General features: G+C 59.1%; 25 protein-coding genes. 23 read left to right on the top strand and 2 right to left on the bottom strand.

What is annotated here, in order from left to right; all coding sequences use genetic code 11:
* Positions 1 to 114 precede the first annotated feature (114 nt).
* Positions 115 to 933: a type III secretion system regulator SuhB gene (gene suhB, locus Q7W83_RS05115; RefSeq protein ID WP_008014726.1), complete on the bottom strand. Its 819-nt coding sequence runs from the start codon at positions 931 to 933 to the stop codon at positions 115 to 117.
* 146 nt (positions 934 to 1079) lie between these two features.
* On the opposite strand from suhB, the gene trmJ reads away from it, so the two are divergent.
* The 22 genes from trmJ to Q7W83_RS05225 all read left to right on the top strand — a co-directional run bounded on the left by trmJ (position 1080) and on the right by Q7W83_RS05225 (position 20447).
* Positions 1080 to 1850, top strand: coding sequence for a tRNA (cytosine(32)/uridine(32)-2'-O)-methyltransferase TrmJ (trmJ, locus tag Q7W83_RS05120; protein WP_008045111.1), 771 nt, complete (start codon positions 1080 to 1082; stop codon positions 1848 to 1850).
* A gap of 2 nt (positions 1851 to 1852) precedes the next feature.
* Positions 1853 to 2629 (top strand): serine O-acetyltransferase, encoded by a 777-nt coding sequence (gene cysE, locus Q7W83_RS05125; protein WP_150653670.1) that lies wholly within the window; start codon positions 1853 to 1855, stop codon positions 2627 to 2629.
* A gap of 263 nt (positions 2630 to 2892) precedes the next feature.
* Entirely contained in the window at positions 2893 to 3384 is a 492-nt protein-coding gene (gene iscR, locus Q7W83_RS05130; RefSeq protein ID WP_007903581.1) for a Fe-S cluster assembly transcriptional regulator IscR, read from the top strand.
* A gap of 50 nt (positions 3385 to 3434) precedes the next feature.
* The gene (locus Q7W83_RS05135; RefSeq protein WP_150631953.1) at positions 3435 to 4649 is read left to right on the top strand and encodes an IscS subfamily cysteine desulfurase; all 1215 of its coding nucleotides are present in this window, start codon (positions 3435 to 3437) and stop codon (positions 4647 to 4649) included.
* An 85-nt stretch (positions 4650 to 4734) separates the two neighbouring features.
* Entirely contained in the window at positions 4735 to 5121 is a 387-nt protein-coding gene (gene iscU / locus Q7W83_RS05140) for a Fe-S cluster assembly scaffold IscU (protein ID WP_003443374.1), read from the top strand.
* 28 nt (positions 5122 to 5149) lie between these two features.
* The gene (iscA, locus tag Q7W83_RS05145) at positions 5150 to 5473 is read left to right on the top strand and encodes an iron-sulfur cluster assembly protein IscA (protein WP_007903589.1); all 324 of its coding nucleotides are present in this window, start codon (positions 5150 to 5152) and stop codon (positions 5471 to 5473) included.
* Positions 5474 to 5481: 8 nt separating this feature from the next.
* Positions 5482 to 6003: a co-chaperone HscB gene (gene hscB / locus Q7W83_RS05150; RefSeq protein WP_150631962.1), complete on the top strand. Its 522-nt coding sequence runs from the start codon at positions 5482 to 5484 to the stop codon at positions 6001 to 6003.
* Between the two features lie 51 nt (positions 6004 to 6054).
* Complete coding sequence (gene hscA, locus Q7W83_RS05155; RefSeq protein ID WP_150653671.1) at positions 6055 to 7920, top strand: Fe-S protein assembly chaperone HscA; 1866 nt, start codon at positions 6055 to 6057, stop codon at positions 7918 to 7920.
* Entirely contained in the window at positions 7920 to 8261 is a 342-nt protein-coding gene (gene fdx / locus Q7W83_RS05160) for an ISC system 2Fe-2S type ferredoxin (RefSeq protein ID WP_008014719.1), read from the top strand. Before hscA ends, fdx begins: the two co-directional genes overlap by 1 nt.
* Before the next feature lie 14 nt (positions 8262 to 8275).
* Positions 8276 to 8476 (top strand): Fe-S cluster assembly protein IscX, encoded by a 201-nt coding sequence (gene iscX / locus Q7W83_RS05165; RefSeq protein WP_017123703.1) that lies wholly within the window; start codon positions 8276 to 8278, stop codon positions 8474 to 8476.
* An 88-nt stretch (positions 8477 to 8564) separates the two neighbouring features.
* Positions 8565 to 8990 carry a nucleoside-diphosphate kinase gene (ndk, locus tag Q7W83_RS05170; RefSeq protein ID WP_007916882.1) on the top strand — a complete coding sequence of 142 codons (426 nt, stop codon included), beginning with the start codon at positions 8565 to 8567 and terminating at the stop codon, positions 8988 to 8990.
* A gap of 28 nt (positions 8991 to 9018) precedes the next feature.
* The gene (gene rlmN, locus Q7W83_RS05175; RefSeq protein WP_150638954.1) at positions 9019 to 10161 is read left to right on the top strand and encodes a dual-specificity RNA methyltransferase RlmN; all 1143 of its coding nucleotides are present in this window, start codon (positions 9019 to 9021) and stop codon (positions 10159 to 10161) included.
* 17 nt (positions 10162 to 10178) lie between these two features.
* Positions 10179 to 10937: a type IV pilus biogenesis/stability protein PilW gene (gene pilW / locus Q7W83_RS05180; protein WP_150631956.1), complete on the top strand. Its 759-nt coding sequence runs from the start codon at positions 10179 to 10181 to the stop codon at positions 10935 to 10937.
* Positions 10937 to 11971 carry a RodZ domain-containing protein gene (locus Q7W83_RS05185; RefSeq protein WP_150653672.1) on the top strand — a complete coding sequence of 345 codons (1035 nt, stop codon included), beginning with the start codon at positions 10937 to 10939 and terminating at the stop codon, positions 11969 to 11971. Before pilW ends, Q7W83_RS05185 begins: the two co-directional genes overlap by 1 nt.
* 3 nt (positions 11972 to 11974) lie before the next feature.
* A complete protein-coding gene (ispG, locus tag Q7W83_RS05190) occupies positions 11975 to 13084 on the top strand; it encodes a flavodoxin-dependent (E)-4-hydroxy-3-methylbut-2-enyl-diphosphate synthase (protein WP_010457850.1) in 1110 nt (369 codons plus the stop codon).
* A 23-nt stretch (positions 13085 to 13107) separates the two neighbouring features.
* Entirely contained in the window at positions 13108 to 14397 is a 1290-nt protein-coding gene (gene hisS, locus Q7W83_RS05195; RefSeq protein WP_473655755.1) for a histidine--tRNA ligase, read from the top strand.
* A 42-nt stretch (positions 14398 to 14439) separates the two neighbouring features.
* Complete coding sequence (locus Q7W83_RS05200; RefSeq protein ID WP_150633836.1) at positions 14440 to 15081, top strand: tetratricopeptide repeat protein; 642 nt, start codon at positions 14440 to 14442, stop codon at positions 15079 to 15081.
* A complete protein-coding gene (bamB, locus tag Q7W83_RS05205; RefSeq protein ID WP_017340310.1) occupies positions 15074 to 16225 on the top strand; it encodes an outer membrane protein assembly factor BamB in 1152 nt (383 codons plus the stop codon). Before Q7W83_RS05200 ends, bamB begins: the two co-directional genes overlap by 8 nt.
* A 135-nt stretch (positions 16226 to 16360) precedes the next feature.
* Entirely contained in the window at positions 16361 to 17830 is a 1470-nt protein-coding gene (gene der, locus Q7W83_RS05210; RefSeq protein WP_473655756.1) for a ribosome biogenesis GTPase Der, read from the top strand.
* A 217-nt stretch (positions 17831 to 18047) separates the two neighbouring features.
* A complete protein-coding gene (locus tag Q7W83_RS05215; protein ID WP_150633834.1) occupies positions 18048 to 19196 on the top strand; it encodes a pyridoxal phosphate-dependent aminotransferase in 1149 nt (382 codons plus the stop codon).
* Positions 19184 to 19975: an amidohydrolase gene (locus Q7W83_RS05220; protein WP_150638951.1), complete on the top strand. Its 792-nt coding sequence runs from the start codon at positions 19184 to 19186 to the stop codon at positions 19973 to 19975. The genes Q7W83_RS05215 and Q7W83_RS05220 overlap by 13 nt, the downstream gene beginning before the upstream one ends.
* 79 nt (positions 19976 to 20054) lie before the next feature.
* Positions 20055 to 20447: a hypothetical protein gene (locus tag Q7W83_RS05225; RefSeq protein WP_150653673.1), complete on the top strand. Its 393-nt coding sequence runs from the start codon at positions 20055 to 20057 to the stop codon at positions 20445 to 20447.
* A gap of 201 nt (positions 20448 to 20648) precedes the next feature.
* Here Q7W83_RS05225 and leuA read toward each other — a convergent pair whose 3' ends face one another.
* Entirely contained in the window at positions 20649 to 22328 is a 1680-nt protein-coding gene (gene leuA / locus Q7W83_RS05230; RefSeq protein ID WP_150633831.1) for a 2-isopropylmalate synthase, read from the bottom strand.
* Positions 22329 to 22724: 396 nt separating this feature from the next.
* Between leuA and Q7W83_RS05235 the strand changes: the two genes are divergently transcribed.
* Positions 22725 to 23081 carry a hypothetical protein gene (locus tag Q7W83_RS05235; protein WP_150638949.1) on the top strand — a complete coding sequence of 119 codons (357 nt, stop codon included), beginning with the start codon at positions 22725 to 22727 and terminating at the stop codon, positions 23079 to 23081.
* Positions 23082 to 23088: the final 7 nt, after the last annotated feature.

The following is a 23088-nucleotide window of genomic DNA, read 5'->3' on the forward strand; positions in this document are numbered from 1 at the left end:
ACACTCCGCTATCGCGGGCAAGCCCGCTCCCACAGGGATCTACAGTGTTCTTGAGGGTGGATTTGCAGGCATAAAAAAAGCACCCCGAAGGGTGCTTTTTCTGTCGCGGGAAGCTTAGCGCTTCAGCGAGGCCGGCAGGTGCGGCTGGATCGCCGTCAGCACTGCCTTGAAGCACTTGGTGTTGCCGGCAACGATGTGGCCTTTCTCAAGGAAATCGTGACCGCCGGTGAAGTCGCTCACCAAGCCGCCGGCTTCCTGGATCAGCAGGGCGCCTGCAGCCATGTCCCACTCAGACAGGCCCGACTCCCAGAATGCGTCGAAACGGCCAGCAGCCACATAGGCCAGGTCCAGGCTCGCCGAGCCAGCGCGGCGGATGCCGGCAGTCTGGCCAACCAGGGCGCGGAACATGCCCAGGTAGTTGTCGAGGTTGTCCATCTGGTCGTCGCGGAACGGGAAACCGGTACCCAGCAGGGCGCCGTCCAGGCTGGTGCGACCGCTGACGCGCAGGCGACGACCGTTCAGTTGAGCGCCGCGACCACGGCTGGCGGTGAATTCTTCCTGGCGAACCGGGTCCAGAACAACAGCGTGTTCCAGGCGACCGCGGTATTTGCAGGCGATGCTGACAGCGAAATGAGGAATGCCGCGCAGGAAGTTGGTGGTGCCATCCAGTGGATCGATGATCCACAGGTATTCTTCGCCTTCGATCCCGGTGCCGGCGTGCATGCCGGTTTCTTCACCCATGATCGAGTGATTCGGGTAAGCCTTGCGCAGCGCGTCGATGATTTTCTGTTCAGCGGCGCGGTCCACCTCGGATACGTAATCCTTGGCGTCTTTTTCGTCGACCTTGATGGTATCCAGGCGCTCGATGGAGCGGAAGATCAATTCACTGGCGCTGCGGGCGGCGCGCAGCGCGATATTCAGCATGGGCTGCATGGATGTGTCACCTAAGGTTGTTAAAGAAAGCCGGGCATTCTATCAGAACTTTTCTACAGGAGAAGGTCGGCGTTCGCTTTCATAGCTTAACGGTAGTAGGCGCTGTAAGATTCGGCTCCCCTTTATTGTGTTCGAGAACGCCTCCCGTGCTGCATAACATTCGTGTCGTCCTGGTCAATACCAGCCACCCCGGCAATATCGGCGGGGCTGCGCGTGCCATGAAGAACATGGGCCTGTCGCGGCTGGTGCTGGTCGAACCGAGGTTGTTCCCGCATCACGAGGCCGATGCCCGCGCCTCCGGTGCTGGCGACATCCTTGAAAACGCGCAAGTCGTCGCCACCTTGGAAGATGCCTTGGTCGGCTGCAATCTGGTGCTCGGCACCAGCGCTCGTGACCGGCGTATTCCCTGGCCGCTCCTCGATCCTCGCGAATGCGGGACGAAAGTGGTCGAGGAAGCAGGGCAGGGCGCCGAGATTGCCTTGGTGTTTGGTCGTGAAGATTCAGGCCTGACCAATGAAGAGCTGCAGCGATGTCATTATCACGTGCACATCCCATCAGACCCTGAGTTCAGCTCGCTGAACCTTGGGGCAGCGGTGCAGGTGTTGAGCTATGAAGTGCGTATGTCCTGGCTCGCGGCCCAAGGCCAGCCGAGCAAGGTCGAGAAGGAAGAAGTGGCATCGGTCAAAAGCGCTGAGCTGGCGACCATGGATGAGCTGGAACGGTTCTATGAGCACCTGGAACAAACCCTGGTCGCCATCGAATTCCTCGATCCCGAGAAACCACGGCACTTGATGGCGCGCCTGCGTCGGTTGTACGGACGAAGCTCGGTCAGCCGGGCGGAAATGAATATATTGCGTGGCATCCTCACGGAAACCCAGAAAGCGGCCCGTGGTGAGCTTCTAAAGCGGAAGGATTAAAAATGTTCGAGCGTTTGCGTGAAGATATCCAGAGTGTTTTCCATCGTGACCCGGCGGCGCGTAACGCTTTTGAAGTCCTGACTTGCTACCCGGGCATGCACGCCATCTGGATTCATCGTTTGTCTTCGATGTTGTGGCGAGCGGACCTGAAATGGCTGGCGCGGCTGGTGTCGAACTTCGGCCGCTGGTTGACCGGGATCGAGATCCATCCGGGCGCCAAGGTCGGTCGTCGGTTCTTTATTGACCATGGCATGGGCATTGTCATCGGTGAAACCGCTGAAATCGGCAACGACGTCACGCTTTATCAAGGTGTGACGCTCGGTGGCACCAGTTGGAATAAAGGCAAGCGTCATCCGACTCTGGAAGATGGCGTTGTGGTGGGTGCTGGTGCCAAGGTGCTCGGCCCGTTCACCGTGGGTGCGGGGGCCAAGGTGGGTTCCAATGCCGTGGTAACCAAGGCTGTGCCGGCCGGGGCGACGGTGGTTGGCATTCCGGGGCGGATCATCGTCAAATCCGATGAAGAGCAGGACGCCAAGCGCAAGGCCATGGCCGAGAAGATCGGTTTCGATGCCTACGGTGTCGGCGAAGACATGCCCGATCCGGTGGCGCGGGCGATCAATCAGTTGCTCGATCATTTGCAGGCGGTTGATGGGCGTCTGGAGGGGATGTGCGGGGCGCTGAAGGATCTGGGCAGCAATTACTGTGCGAAAGATCTGCCTGAGCTGCGCGAAGAAGACTTCGCGTGTGTGAAGGACAAGGATCAGAGCCAGGCCGGCTAGGCCGAGTCGACTTTAGTCGCGGGCAAGCCCGCCCCGCAAGGTCTCGGGTGAAACACAGATTGTGTGAACAACGAGATCCCTGTGGGGGCGGGCTCGCCCGCGATGAACGATAACGCGGTACTACTGGCTGTCAGAGGCCAGCCTTTGTTATGATGCGGCCGCTCTTTTGCGGGTAAACCTGACTAAAGTACTAGGTCTTATAGTTGACTTAAATACTCGGGAATTGCATACTCGCCCCATTCCGAACTCCGTGGTAATTGTCCATGCGACTGACTACAAAAGGCCGATACGCCGTGACCGCCATGCTCGATCTGGCGTTGCACGCGCAGCACGGGCCGGTGTCCCTGGCCGATATCTCCGAGCGCCAAGGCATCTCCCTGTCCTACCTCGAACAGCTTTTCGCCAAATTGCGCCGCAGCAATCTGGTGTCCAGCGTCCGTGGTCCGGGCGGCGGCTACCAGCTGTCCCGCGACATGCAGGGCATCCAGGTCGCCCAGGTGATCGATGCGGTAAACGAATCGGTCGACGCCACCAAGTGCCAGGGCCAAGGGGATTGCCATCAAGGCGACACCTGCCTGACCCACCACCTGTGGTGCGACCTGAGCTTGCAGATCCACGAATTTCTGAGCGGTATCAGCTTGGCTGATCTTGTCACTCGCCGTGAGGTACAAGAAGTAGCCCAGCGTCAGGACCAGCGCCGTTGCAACAGCAAGGCGCCGCGCCTGGACAAGATTGAAGCGTCCGCCGTCGAATGACAGCCAAAGAGCTAACGGCACGCCAGCCAGCCTGATTTAGGAGATAGTCCATGAAATTGCCGATTTACCTTGATTACTCTGCGACCACCCCGGTTGATCCGCGTGTTGCGCAAAAAATGAGTGAATGCCTGCTGGTCGACGGAAACTTCGGTAACCCGGCGTCCCGTTCCCACGTGTTCGGCTGGAAAGCTGAAGAGTCGGTCGAAAACGCTCGTCGTCAGGTCGCAGACCTGGTCAACGCCGACCCGCGTGAAATCGTCTGGACCTCCGGTGCTACCGAATCCGACAACCTGGCAATCAAGGGTGCGGCGCATTTCTATGCGACCAAAGGCAAGCACCTGATCACCACCAAGATTGAGCATAAGGCTGTCCTCGACACCATGCGCCAACTGGAGCGTGAAGGCTTCGAAGTAACCTACCTCGAGCCTCAGACCGATGGCCTGATCACGCCGGCGATGATCGAAGCAGCGTTGCGTGACGACACCATCCTGGTCTCGGTCATGCACGTGAACAACGAAATCGGCACCATCAACGACATCGCCGCCATCGGCGAACTGACCCGTTCCAAGGGCATCCTGTTCCACGTCGACGCTGCTCAGTCCACCGGCAAGGTCGACATCGATCTGCAGAAGCTGAAAGTCGACATGATGTCGTTCTCCGCCCACAAAACCTACGGCCCTAAAGGCATCGGCGCGCTGTACGTCAGCCGCAAGCCGCGTGTGCGCATCGAAGCGACCATGCACGGCGGCGGTCACGAGCGTGGCATGCGTTCCGGCACCCTGGCGACCCACCAGATCGTCGGCATGGGCGAAGCCTTCCGCGTAGCCAAGGAAGACATGGCGGCCGAAAACGTACGTATCAAAGCCCTGAGCGACCGTTTCTTCAAGCAGGTCGAAGACCTGGAAGAGCTGTACGTCAACGGCAGCATGACCGCCCGCGTTCCGCACAACCTGAACCTGAGCTTCAACTATGTTGAAGGCGAGTCGCTGATCATGGCGCTCAAGGATCTGGCAGTTTCGTCCGGCTCGGCCTGCACCTCGGCTTCGCTGGAGCCTTCGTACGTACTGCGCGCCCTGGGCCGCAACGACGAACTGGCACACAGCTCGATCCGCTTCACCTTCGGCCGTTTCACCACCGAAGAAGAAATCGACTACGCCGCGCAGAAAGTCTGCGAGGCCGTTACCAAGCTGCGCACCCTGTCGCCGCTGTGGGACATGTACAAAGACGGTGTCGACATTTCGAAAATCGAGTGGGCGGCACACTGATTTCAAGTCGCCGCAAACCAGCCCTGTCGAACCCAGGTTCCCAGGGCTTCAAGAGCGACTCTCTGATGAGTGAGGATTAAGAATCATGGCTTACAGCGAAAAGGTCATCGACCACTACGAAAACCCGCGTAACGTCGGCAAGATGGACGCGGAAGACCCGGATGTCGGCACTGGCATGGTCGGCGCTCCGGCGTGCGGCGACGTGATGCGCCTGCAAATCAAGGTCAACGAGCAAGGCATCATCGAAGATGCCAAGTTCAAGACCTACGGTTGCGGTTCGGCTATCGCCTCCAGCTCCCTGGCGACCGAGTGGATGAAAGGCAAGACTCTGGATGAAGCAGAGACCATCAAAAACACTCAGCTGGCCGAAGAACTGGCCCTGCCGCCGGTGAAAATTCACTGCTCCGTACTTGCTGAAGACGCTATCAAAGCGGCCGTTCGCGACTACAAGCAGAAGAAAGGCTTGATCTGAATTTTTGGCGACGAGTAAGGAGTCACCGATGGCTATCAGCATGACAGAAGCGGCTGCTCAACACGTGCGACGCTCCCTCAACGGGCGCGGCAAAGGTGAAGGGATTCGTCTGGGTGTTCGCACCACAGGCTGTTCCGGCCTTGCCTACGTGCTGGAGTTTGTCGACGAGGTGGTTGCAGAGGATCAGGTGTTCGAAAGTCACGGCGAGAAAGTGATCATCGACCCTAAAAGCCTGGCCTACCTGGACGGCACCGAGCTCGATTTCGTCAAGGAAGGGTTGAACGAAGGTTTCAAGTTCAACAACCCCAACGTACGCGGTGAATGTGGCTGCGGCGAAAGCTTCAACATCTGAGGCTTCTTGTGGGTACTCCTTGTCATTTCGCTTTATTTGAGCTGCAACCGAGTTTCAATCTGGACCTCGACCAGCTGGCTACGCGCTACCGTGAGTTGGCGCGCAGTGTTCATCCGGACCGTTTTGCGGACGCTTCCGAGCGCGAGCAGCGGTTGGCGCTAGAGCAATCCGCGAGCCTCAACGAGGCCTATCAGACGCTCAAAAGTCCCCCGAAGCGCGCGCGATACCTGCTCGCTCTGAATGGTGGCGAGCTGCCGCTGGAGGTCACGGTGCATGATCCGGAGTTTCTTCTGCAGCAGATGGCGCTGCGTGAAGAGCTCGAAGACCTGCAGGACAGCGCTGATCTGGCCGGTGTTGCGGTGTTCAAGCGTCGCCTGAAAACCGCGCAGGATGAACTGAACCAAAGCTTCGCAGCCTGTTGGAACGATGCAGCGCAACGCGAGCAGGCCGAACGCCTGATGCGGCGCATGCAGTTCCTCGACAAGCTCACCTACGAAGTGCGCCAGTTAGAAGAGCGCCTCGACGATTAACCCAGTGCCGCTCCGGTCGCACGCCTGATATACAGATAAGTCCTGATCACGATGGCCCTACTGCAGATCGCCGAACCCGGCCAAAGTCCTCAACCGCACCAGCGTCGTCTGGCTGTGGGGATCGACTTGGGCACTACCAATTCGCTGGTCGCTGCATTGCGCAGTGGTCTTTCCGAGCCTCTGGCCGACGCTGACGGGCAGGTCATTCTGCCGTCTGCCGTGCGCTACCACGCCGATCGCGTCGAAGTGGGCGAGTCGGCCAAACTGGCTGCCGCTGCCGATCCGTTGAACACCGTGCTGTCGGTCAAGCGCTTGATGGGTCGTGGTCTGTCCGACGTCAAGCAATTGGGCGATCAACTGCCGTACCGCTTTGTCGGCGGCGAGTCGCACATGCCGTTCATCGACACCATTCAGGGGCCGAAAAGCCCGGTCGAAGTCTCCGCCGATATCCTCAAGGTGCTGCGTCAGCGCGCCGAGGCTACTCTGGGTGGCGAACTGGTTGGCGCGGTGATCACCGTTCCGGCCTATTTCGACGATGCTCAGCGTCAAGCCACCAAGGACGCGGCCAAGCTGGCCGGCCTGAACGTGCTGCGTTTGCTCAATGAGCCGACCGCTGCTGCCGTGGCCTACGGTCTGGATCAGCACGCTGAAGGTCTGGTCGCGATTTATGACCTGGGCGGCGGCACCTTCGATATTTCTATTCTGCGCCTGACCGGCGGTGTGTTCGAAGTGCTGGCCACTGGTGGCGACAGCGCCCTGGGCGGCGATGACTTCGACCATGCGATTGCCGGCTGGATCATAGAGAGCGCCGGTTTGTCCGCCGACCTCGATCCGGGTGCGCAGCGCAATCTGCTGCAAACCGCTTGCGCAGCCAAAGAAGCCCTGACCAATGCTGGCGCCGTAGAAGTCGCTTACGGCGACTGGAACGCCGAGCTGACCCGCGAAGCGTTCAATGCGCTGATCGAGCCAATGGTTGCTCGCAGCCTGAAAGCCTGTCGCCGCGCCGTGCGTGATTCCGGTATCGAGCTGGAAGAAGTGCACGCCGTGGTCATGGTCGGCGGTTCGACCCGCGTCCCTCGTGTTCGCGAAGCAGTCGCCGAGGCCTTTGGTCGCCAGCCGCTGACCGAAATCGATCCGGATCAAGTGGTGGCCATCGGTGCCGCGATCCAGGCCGATACCTTGGCTGGCAACAAGCGCGATGGCGGCGAACTGTTGTTGCTTGACGTGATTCCGTTGTCCCTGGGGCTGGAAACCATGGGCGGCCTGATGGAGAAGGTGATTCCGCGCAACACCACCATCCCTGTCGCTCGCGCCCAGGATTTCACCACCTACAAAGATGGCCAGTCGGCCATGGCGATTCACGTATTGCAGGGCGAGCGTGAGCTGATCAGCGACTGCCGCTCCCTGGCGCGCTTCGAATTGCGCGGCATTCCGGCGATGGTGGCCGGTGCGGCAAAGATTCGCGTGACCTTCCAGGTTGACGCCGACGGCCTGCTCAGCGTCTCGGCCCGTGAATTGGGTTCGGGCGTTGAAGCCAGCATCCAGGTCAAGCCGTCCTACGGCCTGACCGACGGCGAAATCGCCAAAATGCTCAAGGATTCGTTCCAGCACGCCAACGACGACAAGGTCGCTCGTGTATTGCGTGAACAGCAAGTCGATGCCCAGCGCCTGATCGAAGCGGTGCAAGCCGCCCTCGAGGCTGACGGCGAGCGTTTGCTCGACGCCGAAGAGCGCATGGTCATCGAATTGCAGATGCAGGAACTGACCGAACTGATGAAAGGTACCGATGGCTACGCCATCGAGCAGCAGACCAAGCGTCTGTCGCAAGTGACCGACGCCTTTGCTGCCCGCCGCCTGGACTCGACGGTGAAAGCCGCACTGGCGGGGCGCAACCTGAATGAAATCGAGGATAACTGATGCCGCAGGTCATTTTTCTGCCCCACGAGAAGTTCTGCCCGGAAGGCATGGTTGTCGAGGCTGAGCCTGGCATCTCCATTCTCGAGCTGGCCCATGAACACCACATCGAGATGGAAAGTGCCTGCGGTGGCGTCTGCGCCTGCACCACTTGTCACTGCATCATCCGCGAAGGTTTTGACTCGCTGGAAGAAGCGGATGAACTGGAAGAAGACTTTCTTGATCGGGCCTGGGGTCTGGAAGCGCAATCGCGTCTAGGCTGTCAGGCGATCGTCGGGACCGAAGACCTGACCGTCGAAATTCCGAAATACTCGCTCAACCACGCCGCCGAAGCGCCGCACTGATTCAAGGAACTGTCATGAGTCTCAAGTGGACTGATGTACTGGAAATCGCAATCCAGCTGGCCGAAAGCAAGCCTGATGTTGACCCAATGTCGGTCAACTTCGTCGATCTGCGCAAATGGGTGATGGAATTGCCCGAGTTCGACGACAAGCCTGAACATTGTGGCGAAAAGATCCTGGAGGCCATTCAGGCCCACTGGATCGAAGAACGCGACTGAGCCACGCTGCAGGTTAGGCAATACCCAAGAACCCGCGTATAATTCGCGGGTTTAATTTTTCACAAATTACCGTTTCTGGAGTTACACCATGGCTGTTCAACGTACTTTCTCCATCATCAAGCCTGACGCTGTTGCAAAAAACGTCATCGGCGAGATCACCACTCGTTTCGAAAAAGCAGGCCTGCGCGTTGTAGCTTCGAAACTGAAGCAACTGTCCAAAGCCGAAGCTGAAGGCTTCTACGCTGAGCACAGCGCTCGTGGTTTCTTCGGCGACCTGGTTGCTTTCATGATCTCCGGTCCGGTTGTCGTTCAGGTTCTGGAAGGCGAAAACGCTATCGCTCTGAACCGTGAGCTGATGGGCGCTACCAACCCTAAAGAAGCTGCTGCCGGCACCATCCGTGCTGACTTCGCTGATTCCATCGATGCCAACGCTGTACACGGTTCGGACTCCGAAGCCGCTGCTGCTCGCGAAATCTCGTACTTCTTCGCAGCTACTGAAGTAACCACTCGCTAAGCATTGGCTTAAGAGTGAAGGTGAATCCATGACTACATCGACTGTAAAAACCAACCTGCTGGGTCTGACTCAACAGGAAATGGAAAAATTCTTCGACTCGATCGGGGAGAAGCGTTTCCGTGCCGGTCAGGTAATGAAATGGATTCACCACCTTGGCGTCGATGATTTCGACGCCATGACGAACGTCAGCAAGGCCTTGCGCGACAAGCTCAAGGTTATTGCCGAAGTTCGCGGTCCTGAAGTCGTCAGCGAGGACATTTCCACCGACGGCACCCGTAAGTGGGTGGTGCGCGTGGCATCCGGCAGCTGCGTCGAGACCGTTTACATTCCCCAGGGCAAACGCGGCACTCTGTGCGTTTCGTCCCAGGCAGGCTGTGCCCTGGATTGCAGTTTCTGCTCCACCGGCAAGCAAGGTTTCAACAGCAACCTCACCGCCGCCGAAGTCATCGGTCAGGTGTGGATTGCCAATAAATCGTTCGGCAGCATCCCGGCAACTGCCGACCGTGCCATCACCAACGTGGTGATGATGGGCATGGGCGAGCCGCTGCTGAACTTCGACAACGTCGTTGCGGCCATGCATCTGATGATGGACGACCTGGGTTACGGCATTTCCAAGCGCCGTGTGACCCTGTCGACCTCCGGCGTGGTGCCGATGATCGATGAGCTGTCCAAGCACATCGACGTCTCCCTGGCGTTGTCCCTGCACGCACCGAACGACGCATTGCGTAACCAATTGGTGCCGATCAACAAGAAGTATCCGCTTAAGATGTTGCTCGAGTCGTGCCAGCGCTACATGTCGTCGCTGGGCGAAAAGCGCGTGCTGACCATCGAGTACACCTTGCTCAAAGACATCAACGACAAGGTTGAACATGCCGTTGAGATGATCGAGCTGCTCAAGAACATCCCGTGCAAGATCAACCTGATTCCGTTCAACCCGTTCCCGCATTCCGGTTACGAGCGTCCGAGCAACAACGCGATTCGCCGTTTTCAGGATCAGCTTCACCATGCCGGCTTCAATGTCACCGTACGCACCACCCGCGGTGAAGACATCGATGCCGCGTGTGGCCAATTGGTAGGGCAGGTGCTGGATCGCACCCGTCGCAGTGAACGTTATATCGCCGTGCGCGAGTTGAGCGCCGACAGCGATATGGCGCAGAACGCTGCGAAATAATTCAAGAGAGGATCTCTATGTCCCTGCGCTTCGCGCTGCTTGTGCTGTTGGCCAGTCTCTGTACTGGTTGCGTCCTGTCGGGCGATTTCAATCCGATGAAGACCAGCAAGGGCCGCGATGAAGCGCGTGTTGCCTACGTGCAACTGGGTTTGGGCTACTTGCAGCAGGGTATGACCGAGCGCGCCAAGGTGCCGCTGAAAAAGGCCTTGGAGCTCGACAGCTCGGACCCTGACGCCAACGCCGCTTTGGGTCTGGTGTTTCAGGCGGAGATGGAGCCGGAGCTGGCGGACGAGCATTTTCGCAAGGCGCTGTCGTCCCGGTCCAACGATGCACGCATCCTGAATAATTACGGCAGTTTTCTTTTCGAACAGAAACGTTACAAAGAGGCTTACGAGCGCTTCGAACAAGCCGCCGCCGATACCCTGTATCCTGAGCGTTCACGGGTGTTCGAGAACCTGGGCATGACCGCTTCCAAGCTTGGCCAGCGTGATCTGGCCCGGCAGCAACTGGAAAAAGCCCTGCGTTTGAACCGTCAGCAACCCCGCGCATTGCTGGAAATGGCTGAGTTGTCTTACGAAGACAGGCATTATGTGCCCTCGCGTGACTATTACGACCGTTTTAGCCTGCTCGCCGAGCAAAATGCACGTAGTCTATTGCTCGGCGTTCGGCTGGCAAAAGTGTTTGAAGATCGCGATAAGGCCGCCAGTTTTGGCCTGCAATTAAAACGACTCTATCCCGGTTCGCCGGAATATCAGCAATACCTGTCGGAGCAATGATGAAAGCGGCGCATCCCGAAGTTGTAGCAGCGAATCGCGTTAACCCCGGTGAGACTTTGCGCCAGGCCCGCGAAAGCAATGGCTGGTCGCTGGCCGAAGTGGCCCTCAAGCTCAACCTCACCGTTAATTCCCTGAGCAATCTGGAAGCCGGCGCATTCGATAAGCTGCCGGGGCATACCTTCGCTCGCGGTTATATTCGCGCGTACGCCAAATTGCTGGGCATGGACCAGACCGTTCTGGTTCAACAGTTCGACCAATCCACCGGCACTGACTCCCAGGGCGCCAACGTCCACAGCCTGGGTCGCATTGAAGAGCCTGTGCGGGTTTCTCACACTATTCTGCGAATCGTCAGCCTGCTGTTGCTGATCGCGGTGATCGGCGGTGGTTTTGTCTGGTGGCAGGATCAAACCTCATTGCGCACCAAAGACCTGATCAGTCTGAGTCCGGAGCACGTTGAAGTCGAAGGCGCCGACGGCACCACCCAGATCCATCCGCTGGACGAGCCGGAAGACCAGGCTGTCGCGGAAGGCCAGGCGGAAGGCTCGACGTCGCTGGCATTGCCGCAAGCCGAAAATTCCACTGACGCACCGGCCGACGCTGAAGCCACTGCGCCTGCAGTTGCTCCAACCGCACCGGTTTCCCCAGCACCTGCTGCACCGACGCACAGCACCGCGCCGGTTGTCGCGACGCCGGTAGCGCCATCCCCGACCGCACCTGTGGTATCGACCCCGCCTGCGAGCGCTTCGGTCACGCCAACAATTCCTGCTCCGGCAGCGGCTGCCCCGGTTGCCGGCCAAGGCCAGGTTCAACTGCAATTCACCGCCGATTGCTGGACACAAGTCACCGACGGCAGCGGCAAAGTGCTGGTGAGTGGCCTCAAGCGTAAAGGCGAAAACGTTACTGTCAGCGGCAAGCCACCGTTTGCCGTGCGCCTGGGCTTCGCCCGTGGTGCGCAGGTCAGCTACAACGGACAGGTGGTTGATGTCGCTCCGTTCACCAGTGGCGAGACTGCTCGCCTGAAGTTGGGTCAATAAGTCATGCACGGCGAATCTCCAATCAAGCGTCGCGAATCCCGGAAAATCTGGGTCGGTAACGTACCTGTTGGCGGCGATGCGCCCATCGCTGTGCAGAGCATGACCAACAGCGACACCAATGATGTCGCCGCCACCGTCGCCCAGATCAATCGTCTGGAAGCCGCTGGCGTCGATATCGTGCGCATTTCCGTGCCGGACATGGACGCCGCCGAAGCTTTCGGCAAGATCAAGCAACTGGTCAAAGTGCCGTTGGTGGCCGACATTCACTTCGACTACAAGATCGCTCTGCGCGTAGCCGAATTGGGTGTTGATTGCCTGCGCATCAACCCGGGCAACATTGGTCGCGAAGACCGCGTGCGTGCGGTAGTCGATGCCGCCCGCGATCGCGGGATTCCGATCCGCATCGGCGTCAACGCCGGTTCCCTGGAAAAAGACCTGCAAAAGAAATACGGCGAGCCGACACCGGCCGCGCTGGTCGAGTCTGCCCTGCGTCACGTCGAGCACCTTGAGCGCCTGAACTTTCAGGACTTCAAGGTCAGCGTGAAAGCCTCCGACGTGTTCATGGCCGTCGCTGCTTACCGCCTGCTGGCCAAGGAAATCGTTCAGCCGCTGCACTTGGGCATCACCGAAGCCGGTGGTTTGCGTTCAGGCACAGTGAAATCCGCCGTGGGCCTCGGTATGCTGCTCGCCGAAGGGATTGGCGATACTATCCGCATCTCGTTGGCGGCTGACCCGGTCGAGGAAGTGAAAGTCGGCTACGACATTCTCAAATCCCTGCACCTGCGTTCCCGTGGCATCAACTTCATCGCCTGCCCGAGCTGCTCGCGGCAGAACTTCGATGTGGTCAAAACCATGAACGAGCTGGAAGGGCGCCTCGAAGATCTGCTGGTGCCGCTGGATGTCGCGGTTATCGGGTGCGTGGTCAACGGGCCGGGCGAAGCCAAGGAAGCCCATATCGGCTTGACCGGCGGCACGCCAAACCTGATTTACATCGACGGCAAGCCGTCGCAGAAACTGACTAATGACAATCTGGTGGATGAGCTTGAACGCTTGATCCGCCAGAAAGCGGCCGAAAAGGTCGAGGCTGACGCAGCTGTAATCGCTCGCGGCTGATCGAACGAATTTAAGGATTTAAAGTGAGCAAGTCTCTGCAAGCCATACGTGGCATGAACGACATCCTGCCCGAACAGACTCCCCTGTGGCGTCATTTCGAGGGCACCGTTTCGCGTCTGCTGGATAACTACGGTTACAAGCAGATCCGCATGCCGATCGTCGAGTTCACCGAGCTGTTCAAGCGCTCCATCGGTGAAGTGACCGACATCGTCGAAAAAGAGATGTACACCTTCGAAGACCGTAACGGTGATTCGCTGACCCTGCGCCCTGAAGGCACGGCGGCCTGCGTGCGTGCGGTGCTCGAACACGGCATCACTGGCGGTGGCCAGGTGCAGAAGCTTTGGTACATCGGCCCGATGTTCCGCCACGAACGTCCGCAGAAAGGCCGTTATCGCCAGTTTCACCAGATCGGTGTCGAGGTGTTCAACCTCGATGGTCCGGATATCGACGCCGAGCTGATCGTGCTGACCTGGCGCCTGTGGGGCGAGCTGGGTATCCGTGATGCGGTCAAGCTTGAGCTCAATAGCCTGGGCACCAGCGAATCCCGTGGTCGTTATCGCGAAGCACTGGTCGAATTCCTGTCCGCGCACCTGGACAAGCTCGACGAAGACAGCCAGCGCCGTCTGAAGACCAATCCGTTGCGCGTTCTGGACACCAAGAACGCCGACACTCAAGCGATCCTGGTCGACGCGCCGAAAATGGCCGACTACCTCGACGACGAATCCCGCGCGCACTTCGAGGGCCTCAAGGCTCGCCTGGACGCCGCCGGTATTCCTTACGTGATCAACCCGAAGCTGGTACGCGGGCTCGATTACTACAGCAAGACCGTTTTCGAATGGGTCACCGACAAGTTGGGCGCTCAGGGCACCGTGTGTGCCGGCGGTCGTTACGACGGTCTGGTGGAACAGATGGGCGGCAAGCCGACCCCGGGCGTTGGTTTCGCCATGGGCATCGAGCGTCTGGTGCTGCTGCTTGAGACCCTGGAGCAGATCCCGCAAGAGATCTCCCGTCAGGTAGACGTCTATCTCTGCGCATTCGGCGAGGCTGCCGAGTTGGCGGCCCTGACGTTGAGCGAAAAGGTTCGCGATCAATTGCCCAACCTGCGCCTGCAGATCCATGCCGGCGCCGGCAGCTTCAAAAGCCAGTTCAAGAAAGCCGACAAGAGCGGTGCGCTGTACGCATTGATCCTCGGTGACGACGAAATGGCCCAGCAAGTGGTAGGTTTCAAACCCCTGCGTGGCCAGGGCGAACAACAAAGCATTGCCTGGGATGCGCTTGCTGCACACCTGGCCACCTGCGTCGTGCAGGGTTGAAGCTGTCATAAACAGCCGATTTAGCGATTAAGGAGTATTGGGGTGTCGAGTACCGAAGACGAAAACCTGGCGGATTTGAAGGACTGGTGGACACGCAACGGCAAGCCCCTGGTCACTGGCGGCCTGTTGGCGCTGGTCATCGTGTTCGGCTGGCAGGCCTTTCACAAGTATCAGAGCAATCAGTCGCAAGGCGCCTCGATTCTCTATCAGCAATTGCTCGAAACCACGCTGACGCCTGACGGCAAGCCTGATGCCGCCCGTGTTTCGGACCTGGCCGGCAAGCTCAACAGCGAATTTGGCGGTAGCGCCTACGCACAATATGGCAGCCTGTTCGTGGCGAAAGTCGCGGTCGACAGCGGCAAGCTGGACGACGCTGCCACCGAGCTGAAAGCCATCGTTGCCAAACCGGCCAACCCGGCACTGGGCGAAATCGCCCGTCAGCGTCTGGCGCAGGTACTGGCCGCGCAGAGCAAGGTCGATGAAGCCCTGAAGCTGCTCGAAGGCGATGCCGATAAAGCATTCCTGGCCACTCGCGAAGAACTCAAGGGCGACCTGCTGGTGCAGTTGGGTCGTACCGACGAAGCAAACGCTGCGTATCAAAAAGCCAAGGCGGCATTGTCGGATGAAGCGGCAGTCGGTGGCCTACAAATCAAGCTGGACGATCTGGCCAAAGGGGATGCGTGACGTGATCCGTTGGAAACATGCAGCATTGCTGGCTCTGGCCGTTTTGGCCGCGGGTTGCAGCAGCAACAGCAAAAAAGAATTGCCACCTGCCGAGCTGGTCGACTTCAAAGAAGAAGTGGTCCTGCAAAAACAGTGGAGTCGTTCGATCGGTGACGGTCAGGGCGAAACCTACAACATGCTGGTTCCGGCGATCGATGGCGATACCATTTATGCCGCCGACGTCACTGGCGTGGTGATGGCGATGGATCGCAGCAATGGCGACGTCAAATGGAAGAAAGATCTTGAGCTGCCCGTTTCCGGCGCCGTTGGCGTGGGTTATGGCCTGCTCGTGATCGGAACGACCAAGGGCGAAATCGTTGCGATGGACGCCACCAACGGTGAAGAGAAATGGCGCGCTCGCGTGTCCAGCGAAGTGCTCGCACCGCCGGCCAACAACGGTGACGTGGTTGTCGTTCAGACTCAGGATGACCGTCTGATCGGTCTGGATGCCGCTACCGGCAACCAGCGCTGGTTGTATGACAGCACGCCTGCCGTCCTGACCCTGCGTGGCACCAGTGCGCCGATCGTGACCAACCGCCTCGCAGTGGCTGGCTTGTCGACCGGTAAAGTGGTTGCGCTCGATATCTCCAACGGCGTGCCGGTGTGGGAACAGCGGGTTGCGATCCCACAAGGTCGTTCGGAACTGGAGCGCGTTGTCGATATCGACGGTGGCTTGCTGCTGTCCGGCGGTACGTTGTACGTCGCCAGCTACCAGGGGCGCGTTGCGGCACTGGACCTGGAAAGCGGTCGTCAGCTCTGGCAGCGTGATGCGTCCAGCTATGCCGGCGTTGCCCAGGGTTTCGGCACTGTATACGTGAGCCTGTCTTCGGGCACCGTTGAAGGCGTCGACGAGCGTTCCACCACGGCTTTGTGGAGCAACGACTCGCTGGCTCGACGTCAACTGTCGGCTCCGGAAGTGTTCTCCAGCTATGTTGCAGTCGGTGACATGGAAGGCTACGTCCACCTGCTGAGCCAGGTAGACGGTCGCTTCGTCGGCCGCGAACGCATCGACAGCGATGGCCTGCGTGCCCGTCCGCTGGTGGTGGGTGACACGATTTATCTGTATGGCAACAGCGGCAAACTGGAAGCCCTGACCATCAAGTAACGACTATGCTTGGGGTTTAACCCCCAAGCGGCCCCGTCCTGCGGGGCTCGCAGCGTTTCCAAGCGCTGCCCCGAGCACCAGCCGCTGCCTCGCAGCGGCTTTTGTATTTTCTGAAATAACGAAGTGGAGAGCCGCATGGTTCCCGTAATCGCCCTGGTGGGCCGACCGAACGTCGGCAAATCCACCTTGTTCAACCGCCTGACCAGGACTCGCGACGCCATCGTCGGCGACTTGTCCGGTCTGACCCGTGATCGCCAATACGGTGAGGCCAAGTGGCAAGGGCGTTCCTACATTCTGGTCGACACCGGCGGTATCTCCGGTGACGAGCACGGTATGGACGAAAAAATGGCCGAGCAGTCGCTGCTGGCCATTGAAGAAGCCGATGTCGTTCTGTTCCTGGTAGATGCCAAGGCCGGTTTCACCGCCGCCGACCAGATGATCGCCGAGCATTTGCGCAAACGTAACAAGCGTTCCTACGTGGTTGCCAACAAGGTCGACAACATCGACCCTGAAATGGCCCGCGCCGAATTCGCCCCGTTGGGCATGGGCCACGCGATCCCGATCGCCGGCGCTCATGGTCGTGGCATCACCCAGATGCTGGAAATCGCCCTGAGCGACTTCCCGAAAGACGAAGAAGAACCGGAAGACGGCGAAGAAGAGCTCGTTGCCGAAGGCGAGGACGCCAAGCGCATTCCTGGCCCAAGCGAAAAAGACGGGATCAAGATCGCTATCATCGGCCGCCCGAACGTCGGCAAGTCGACCCTGGTCAACCGCATGCTCGGTGAAGACCGGGTAATCGTGTATGACCAACCCGGCACTACCCGCGACAGTATCTACATCCCGTTCGAACGTAACGACGAGAAGTACACGCTGATCGACACCGCCGGTGTGCGCAAGCGCGGCAAGATCCACGAAGAAGTCGAAAAATTCTCCGTGGTCAAAACCCTGCAAGCGATCAAAGACGCCAACGTGGTGATCTTCGTGATGGACGCCCGCGAAGGCGTGGTGGACCACGACCTCAACCTGCTGGGCTTTGCCATTGAATCGGGTCGCGCGCTGGTCATCGCGATCAACAAGTGGGACGGCATGACGCCGAGCGAGCGCGACTTCGTGAAGGTCGAGCTGCAACGTCGACTGTTCTTCGTTGACTACGCCGACATCCACTTCATCTCGGCGCTGCACGGCACGGGCGTGGGCAACCTCTACGCCTCCGTACAGAACTCGTTCAAGTCCGCGGTCACCCGCTGGCCGACCAACCGCCTGACCCAGATTCTGGAAGATGCGGTCGGTGAGCACGCGCCGCCGATGGTCAACAACCGCCGGATCAAGCTGCGGTACGCCCACTTGGGTGGTGCGAACCCGCCGATCATCGTGATTCACGGTAACCAGATCGAGAAGGTGCCGAAGTCTTACGTCCGTTACCTGGAAAACACTTACCGTCGTGTTCTGAAGCTGGTCGGTACGCCGATCCGCATCGAGTTCAAAGGTGGCGAGAACCCGTACGAAGGCAACAAAAATTCGCTGACTGACCGTCAGGTCAACAAGAAGCGTCGCATGATGTCGCACCACAAGAAAGCCGATAAAAAGCGCCGCGACAAGCGCTGATCAGAGGCTTGCCGAGACCCTTGTGGGAGCGGGCTTGCCCGCGATGGTTGCACCGCATCAGGTACACCGCGTTATCGTTCATCGCGGACAAGCCACCACAGGGATCGGGGTGAAAGGGAGGGCGCTTTATGCGCCCTTTTTTTATGGGCGTCGGATGGGCTATCCTCGGGCTCTCCCGCGCCGCCGTTAGAGCCGGGTGTAGAGCAGGGAATGACCGATGATCACCAGTAAGCTGCCGAATGTCGGCATCACTATCTTCACGCAGATGTCTCAGCTCGCGGCGCAAACCGGGGCGATCAACCTGTCCCAGGGTTTTCCCGATTTCGATGCCCCGCAAGCCCTGTGCGATGCGGTCGGTCGGCACATCGCCAATGGCCATAACCAGTATTCGCCGATGACCGGCCTGCCGGTCCTGCGTCAGCAAGTGGCGGCGAAGATCGCTCGCAGCTACGGCGTCAATGTCGATGCCGACCACGAAGTCACCATTACGCCCGGGGCCACCCAGGCGATCTTCTGCGCCATTCAAGCGGTTATCCACAGCGGCGACGAAGTGATCGTATTCGATCCGTGCTACGACAGTTACGAGCCGTCGGTGGAGTTGGCTGGTGGCCGTTGCGTGCATGTGCAGCTGGGGCTGAATGATTTCTCCATCGACTTCCAGAAACTGGCTGAGGCCATTACCCCGCGCACGCGGATGATTGTGCTGAACACACCGCACAACCCAAGCGGCGCGTTGATCAGCCGTGCCGAGCTCGATCAGTTGGCGGATTTGATCCGTGATCGCGATATCTACCTCGTCAGCGACGAAGTCTACGAACACCTGGTATTTGACGGTGTGCCTCATGTCAGTGTGCTTAATCACGAAGAGCTGTATCAGCGCGCCTTCGTAGTCAGTTCGTTCGGCAAGACCTATCACGTCACTGGCTGGAAAACCGGTTATGTGGTCGCGCCACCGGCCCTCACGGCGGAGCTGCGCAAGGTGCACCAGTACGTCAGTTTTTGCGGGGTTACGCCATTGCAATACGCTTTGGCCGACTTCATGGCCGAACACCCGGAACACATAGAAGAACTGCCGGGTTTCTACCAGGCCAAGCGCGACCTGTTCTGCGACCTTCTGACGCCGTCGCGCTTCAGTTTCACCCGCGTGACCGGCACCTATTTCCAGTTGGTCGATTACTCGCAGATCCGCCCGGACCTCAACGACGTCGAGATGGCGCTGTGGATGACCCGCGAACACGGCGTGGCGAGCATCCCGATCTCAGTGTTCTACCAGACGCCACCCGAAGGCCAGCGCCTGGTGCGCTTGTGCTTCGCCAAACGCGAGGAGACCCTGCGTGAAGCAGCGGCAAAACTATGCGTGATCTGAGTGCATTGCCAAATCTGACCATCGCGCTGATCCAGACAAGCCTGGCCTGGCATGACCGCCAGGCCAATCTGGAGCATTTCGAACAACTGCTGGAACAGGCTCGCGGCGCCGACCTGATTATTCTGCCGGAGATGTTCACCACCGGTTTTTCCATGGAGTCCGAGACGCTCGCGGAGCCGGAAAACGGTCCCACCAGCAAATGGCTGCGCGCCCAGGCTGCGCAACTCGATGCTGTGATCACCGGCAGCGTCATCGTTCAGGCCGCTGATGGCAGTCATCGCAATCGCCTGTTGTGGGCGCGACCGGATGGCGAGGTCTGGCATTACGACAAGCGCCACTTGTTCCGCATGGCCGGCGAGCACAATCACTACACACCGGGCGAGCGTCAGGTGCAGTTCGAGCTCAAAGGCTGGCGCGTGCGGCCGCTGATTTGCTACGACTTGCGTTTCCCGGTGTGGAGCCGGGACGCTCAGGACACCGACCTGTTGCTGTACACCGCCAACTGGCCGGGGGCACGGCGTCAGCACTGGAACCGTTTGTTGCCGGCACGGGCGATCGAAAATCTTTGCTATGTAGTGGCAGTGAATCGCATTGGGACTGACGGCAAAGGCTTTGCGTATACCGGCGACAGTCAGGTGCTGGATTTCCAGGGCGAGACCTTGCTCAGTGCCGGCGAAGCCGATGGCGTGTTTCAGGTGGTATTGAATGCCGCCGACCTTCAGGCTTATCGCACGCGTTTTCCGGCGAATCTGGATGCTGATACGTTTGAGTTCACCTGATCGGTGAGGGTTTAACGATTCATGGTTTCAGATTTCTCTGGAGGGGCCGATAGCAAGGTCAGCCAAGGAGGAATGCCCCATGATCAACGTGAGCACCATAACTATTAACTCGTACGCCGTGTCCTCGCCGAATGTCGCGACCGGAGAGCCTGACGAACGCAAGCTGGTCCCGGTTGATGACGCGACTGACGAGGATGGCAAGCTGCGCGTCAACAGCGCCGGTGCCAACATCGACTCTGTCGGCGGCGCCAGTGACCCGATTAGCATGTTGAAGAAACAGATCGAAGCAGCCCAGAAATTGCTGGCCGAACAGCAGGCTCAACTGGCGAATGCGCAGAAGATCCAGGACGACGAGCAGAGGGCGGCGCAGGTGATGGAAATCCAGAACCAGATCGCCGTGACCAGCAGCAACTTGCAAGTGCTGCAAGCCGCGTTGTTGCAGGCGATGTTTAGCGTTGATACTCACGCCTGACATGGTTGTTGCCTGAGCGGGCCCCATCGCGGGCAAGCCCGCTTTCACAGTGAAGGGGGCGAACACAATTTGTGTGTACATCCGGTCCCTGTGGGAGCGGGCTTGCCCGCGATGGGGCCATAACAGGCAACACAAAAACAGCAGGCAAACAAAAAGGCCCCAAGGTTCGCACCTTGGGGCCTTTTGCATTGCTGCAAACGCTTACGCCGCTTTCGCTTCCGGCTGGCTCAACGAGCGGTTCAGCGCGCTGAACAGGGCCTTGAAGCTGGCGGTGGTGATGTTTTCATCGATACCCACGCCGTGCACCGCACGTTGTCCTTCCACGCGCAGTTCAATATAGGCCGCTGCCTTGGCGTTGGTACCCGCGCCGATGGCGTGTTCGTTGTAATCCATGATTTCCACCGGAATCGGCAGACCGGCTACCAGCGCTTCCAGCGCGCCGTTGCCTTTGCCACGCCAGTGCAGGTTGGTTTCGCCCTGGCCTTTGCCGGAGACTTCCACTTCCACGGCGCTGTGACCGTTTTCTTCCTGCAGGCGATGGCTGACCAGCGCGTACGGGGTGTTGGCCTGCAGGTATTCGCTGTGCAGCAATGCGTGGATCTGCTGAGCAGTCATTTCGAGGCCCAGACGATCGGTTTCACGCTGCACGACCTGGCTGAACTCGATCTGCATGCGACGCGGCAAGCTGATGCCGTACTCCTGTTCCAGCAGGTAAGCTATACCGCCCTTGCCCGACTGGCTGTTGACGCGGATCACCGCCTCGTAGCTGCGACCGATGTCGGCCGGGTCGATCGGCAAGTACGGCACTTCCCACAGGGCATCCGGTTTCTGCTGGGCGAAGCCCTTGCGGATGGCATCCTGGTGCGAGCCGGAGAACGCGGTATGAACCAGGTCACCGACGTACGGGTGACGCGGGTGCACCTGGATCTGGTTGCACTCTTCGACGACTTTGCGCACGCCGTCGATGTCGGAAAAGTCCAGCTCAGGGTGAATGCCCTGGGTGTAGAGGTTCAGTGCCACAGTCACCAGATCGACGTTGCCGGTACGCTCGCCGTTGCCGAACAGGCAGCCTTCGACACGATCCGCGCCAGCCATCAGGCCCAACTCGGTGGCGGCCACGCCGGTGCCACGGTCGTTGTGGGTGTGCAGGCTGATGATCACGCTGTCGCGACGGTTGATGTGACGGCCGAACCATTCGATCTGGTCGGCATAGATGTTCGGGGTCGCGCATTCAACGGTGGCTGGCAGGTTGAGGATCACCTTGTGCTCAGGCGTCGGGTTCCAGACTTCGATGACCGCGTCGCAGACTTCCTTGGCGAATTCCAGCTCGGTCGCGCTGAAGGTTTCCGGCGAGTATTCGAACGTCCACTGGGTGTCCGGCTGAAGGGCGGCGTATTTGACGAACAGCTTGGCAGCGTTGACCGCGATAGCCTTGATCCCGTCCTTGTCCTGATTGAAGACAATGCGGCGGAAGGAAGGGGAGGTCGCGTTGTACAGGTGAACGATGGCTTTCTTCGCCCCGCGGAGGGATTCGAAGGTGCGCTCGATCAGGTCTTCACGGCCCTGGGTCAGCACCTGAATGGTGGTGTCGTCCGGGATGTGGCCGTCTTCGATCAGGGTGCGCACGAAGTCGAAGTCGGTTTGCGAAGCGGCCGGGAACGAGGCTTCGATTTCTTTCACGCCGACCTGCACCAGGGTTTTCCAGAAACGCAGCTTCTTGACCGCGTCCATCGGCTCGATCAGCGACTGGTTGCCGTCGCGCAGGTCGGAGCTGCACCAGATCGGCGCGGCGGTGATGGTCTTCGACGGCCAGGTACGGTCCGGAATGTCGATGGTCGGGAACGCGCGGTATTTCGAAGACGGGTCTTTGAGCATGCTCATCGGGAAATCCTTATTGTGTGGGCCGAAAAAAGGCGGCCTGCCGGTGGATCAAAAGTTCTTGGGAAAAGCGTAAGACGAGGCGTCGCAATTCAGCCCGGCAGTCGTGCGCTGACGAGGCACAGACTGCGGTGCTGGCGAAGCTGAATGAGGGTGTGAGAGGTTTTCATGCCTTCAACCCTAACCGCGAGGGTGAAGGATGGCAAGCAGTCGAAAAAAATTGAGAGGAATATCCGAAAAGCCTCTTTAATCGAGATTTTATTGCTCTAATTATCGGTGATCGTTTTGTTGTTTGCGCAAGGTTTGCGCCATGCGCAATTGAATACTTTGAATTGTTGGTTTCGTCAGCACAGCTATTCTTAAAGTCTCGGCAAGACGACTGGCAGGCAGGAGTCGAGAATGAACGAATCGGATTGGAAGCGTTACAGCGCGTTGCGTCCCTTGGCCCATGAGCGGATGTGTGTCCGGATCATGGAAGAGGTTGAGCGCACGGTGCTGGATAAAAGCCTGGCGACTTATGAGCGGATAGAAGCCAGTGAAGAGTTGCTCAAGGCTGGACAAAAGGAACTGTATTGGGCGTTCGGTGTGTTCAGGTGTTCACGGCATGAGGCCCGCTCGCATTTGCTTGGGCTGTGTGCTCGGGAGTTGATCCGACCTGAGGAATTGACTGGTTTCTCGGAGGAGACCCAGGCGTGGATCAAACACTGCCTGGCGGATCGGGAAGTCCACGGGATTGAGGATCTTGAGGCGGAATAAGCAGCGG

Source organism: Pseudomonas sp. 300 (assembly GCF_055803035.1).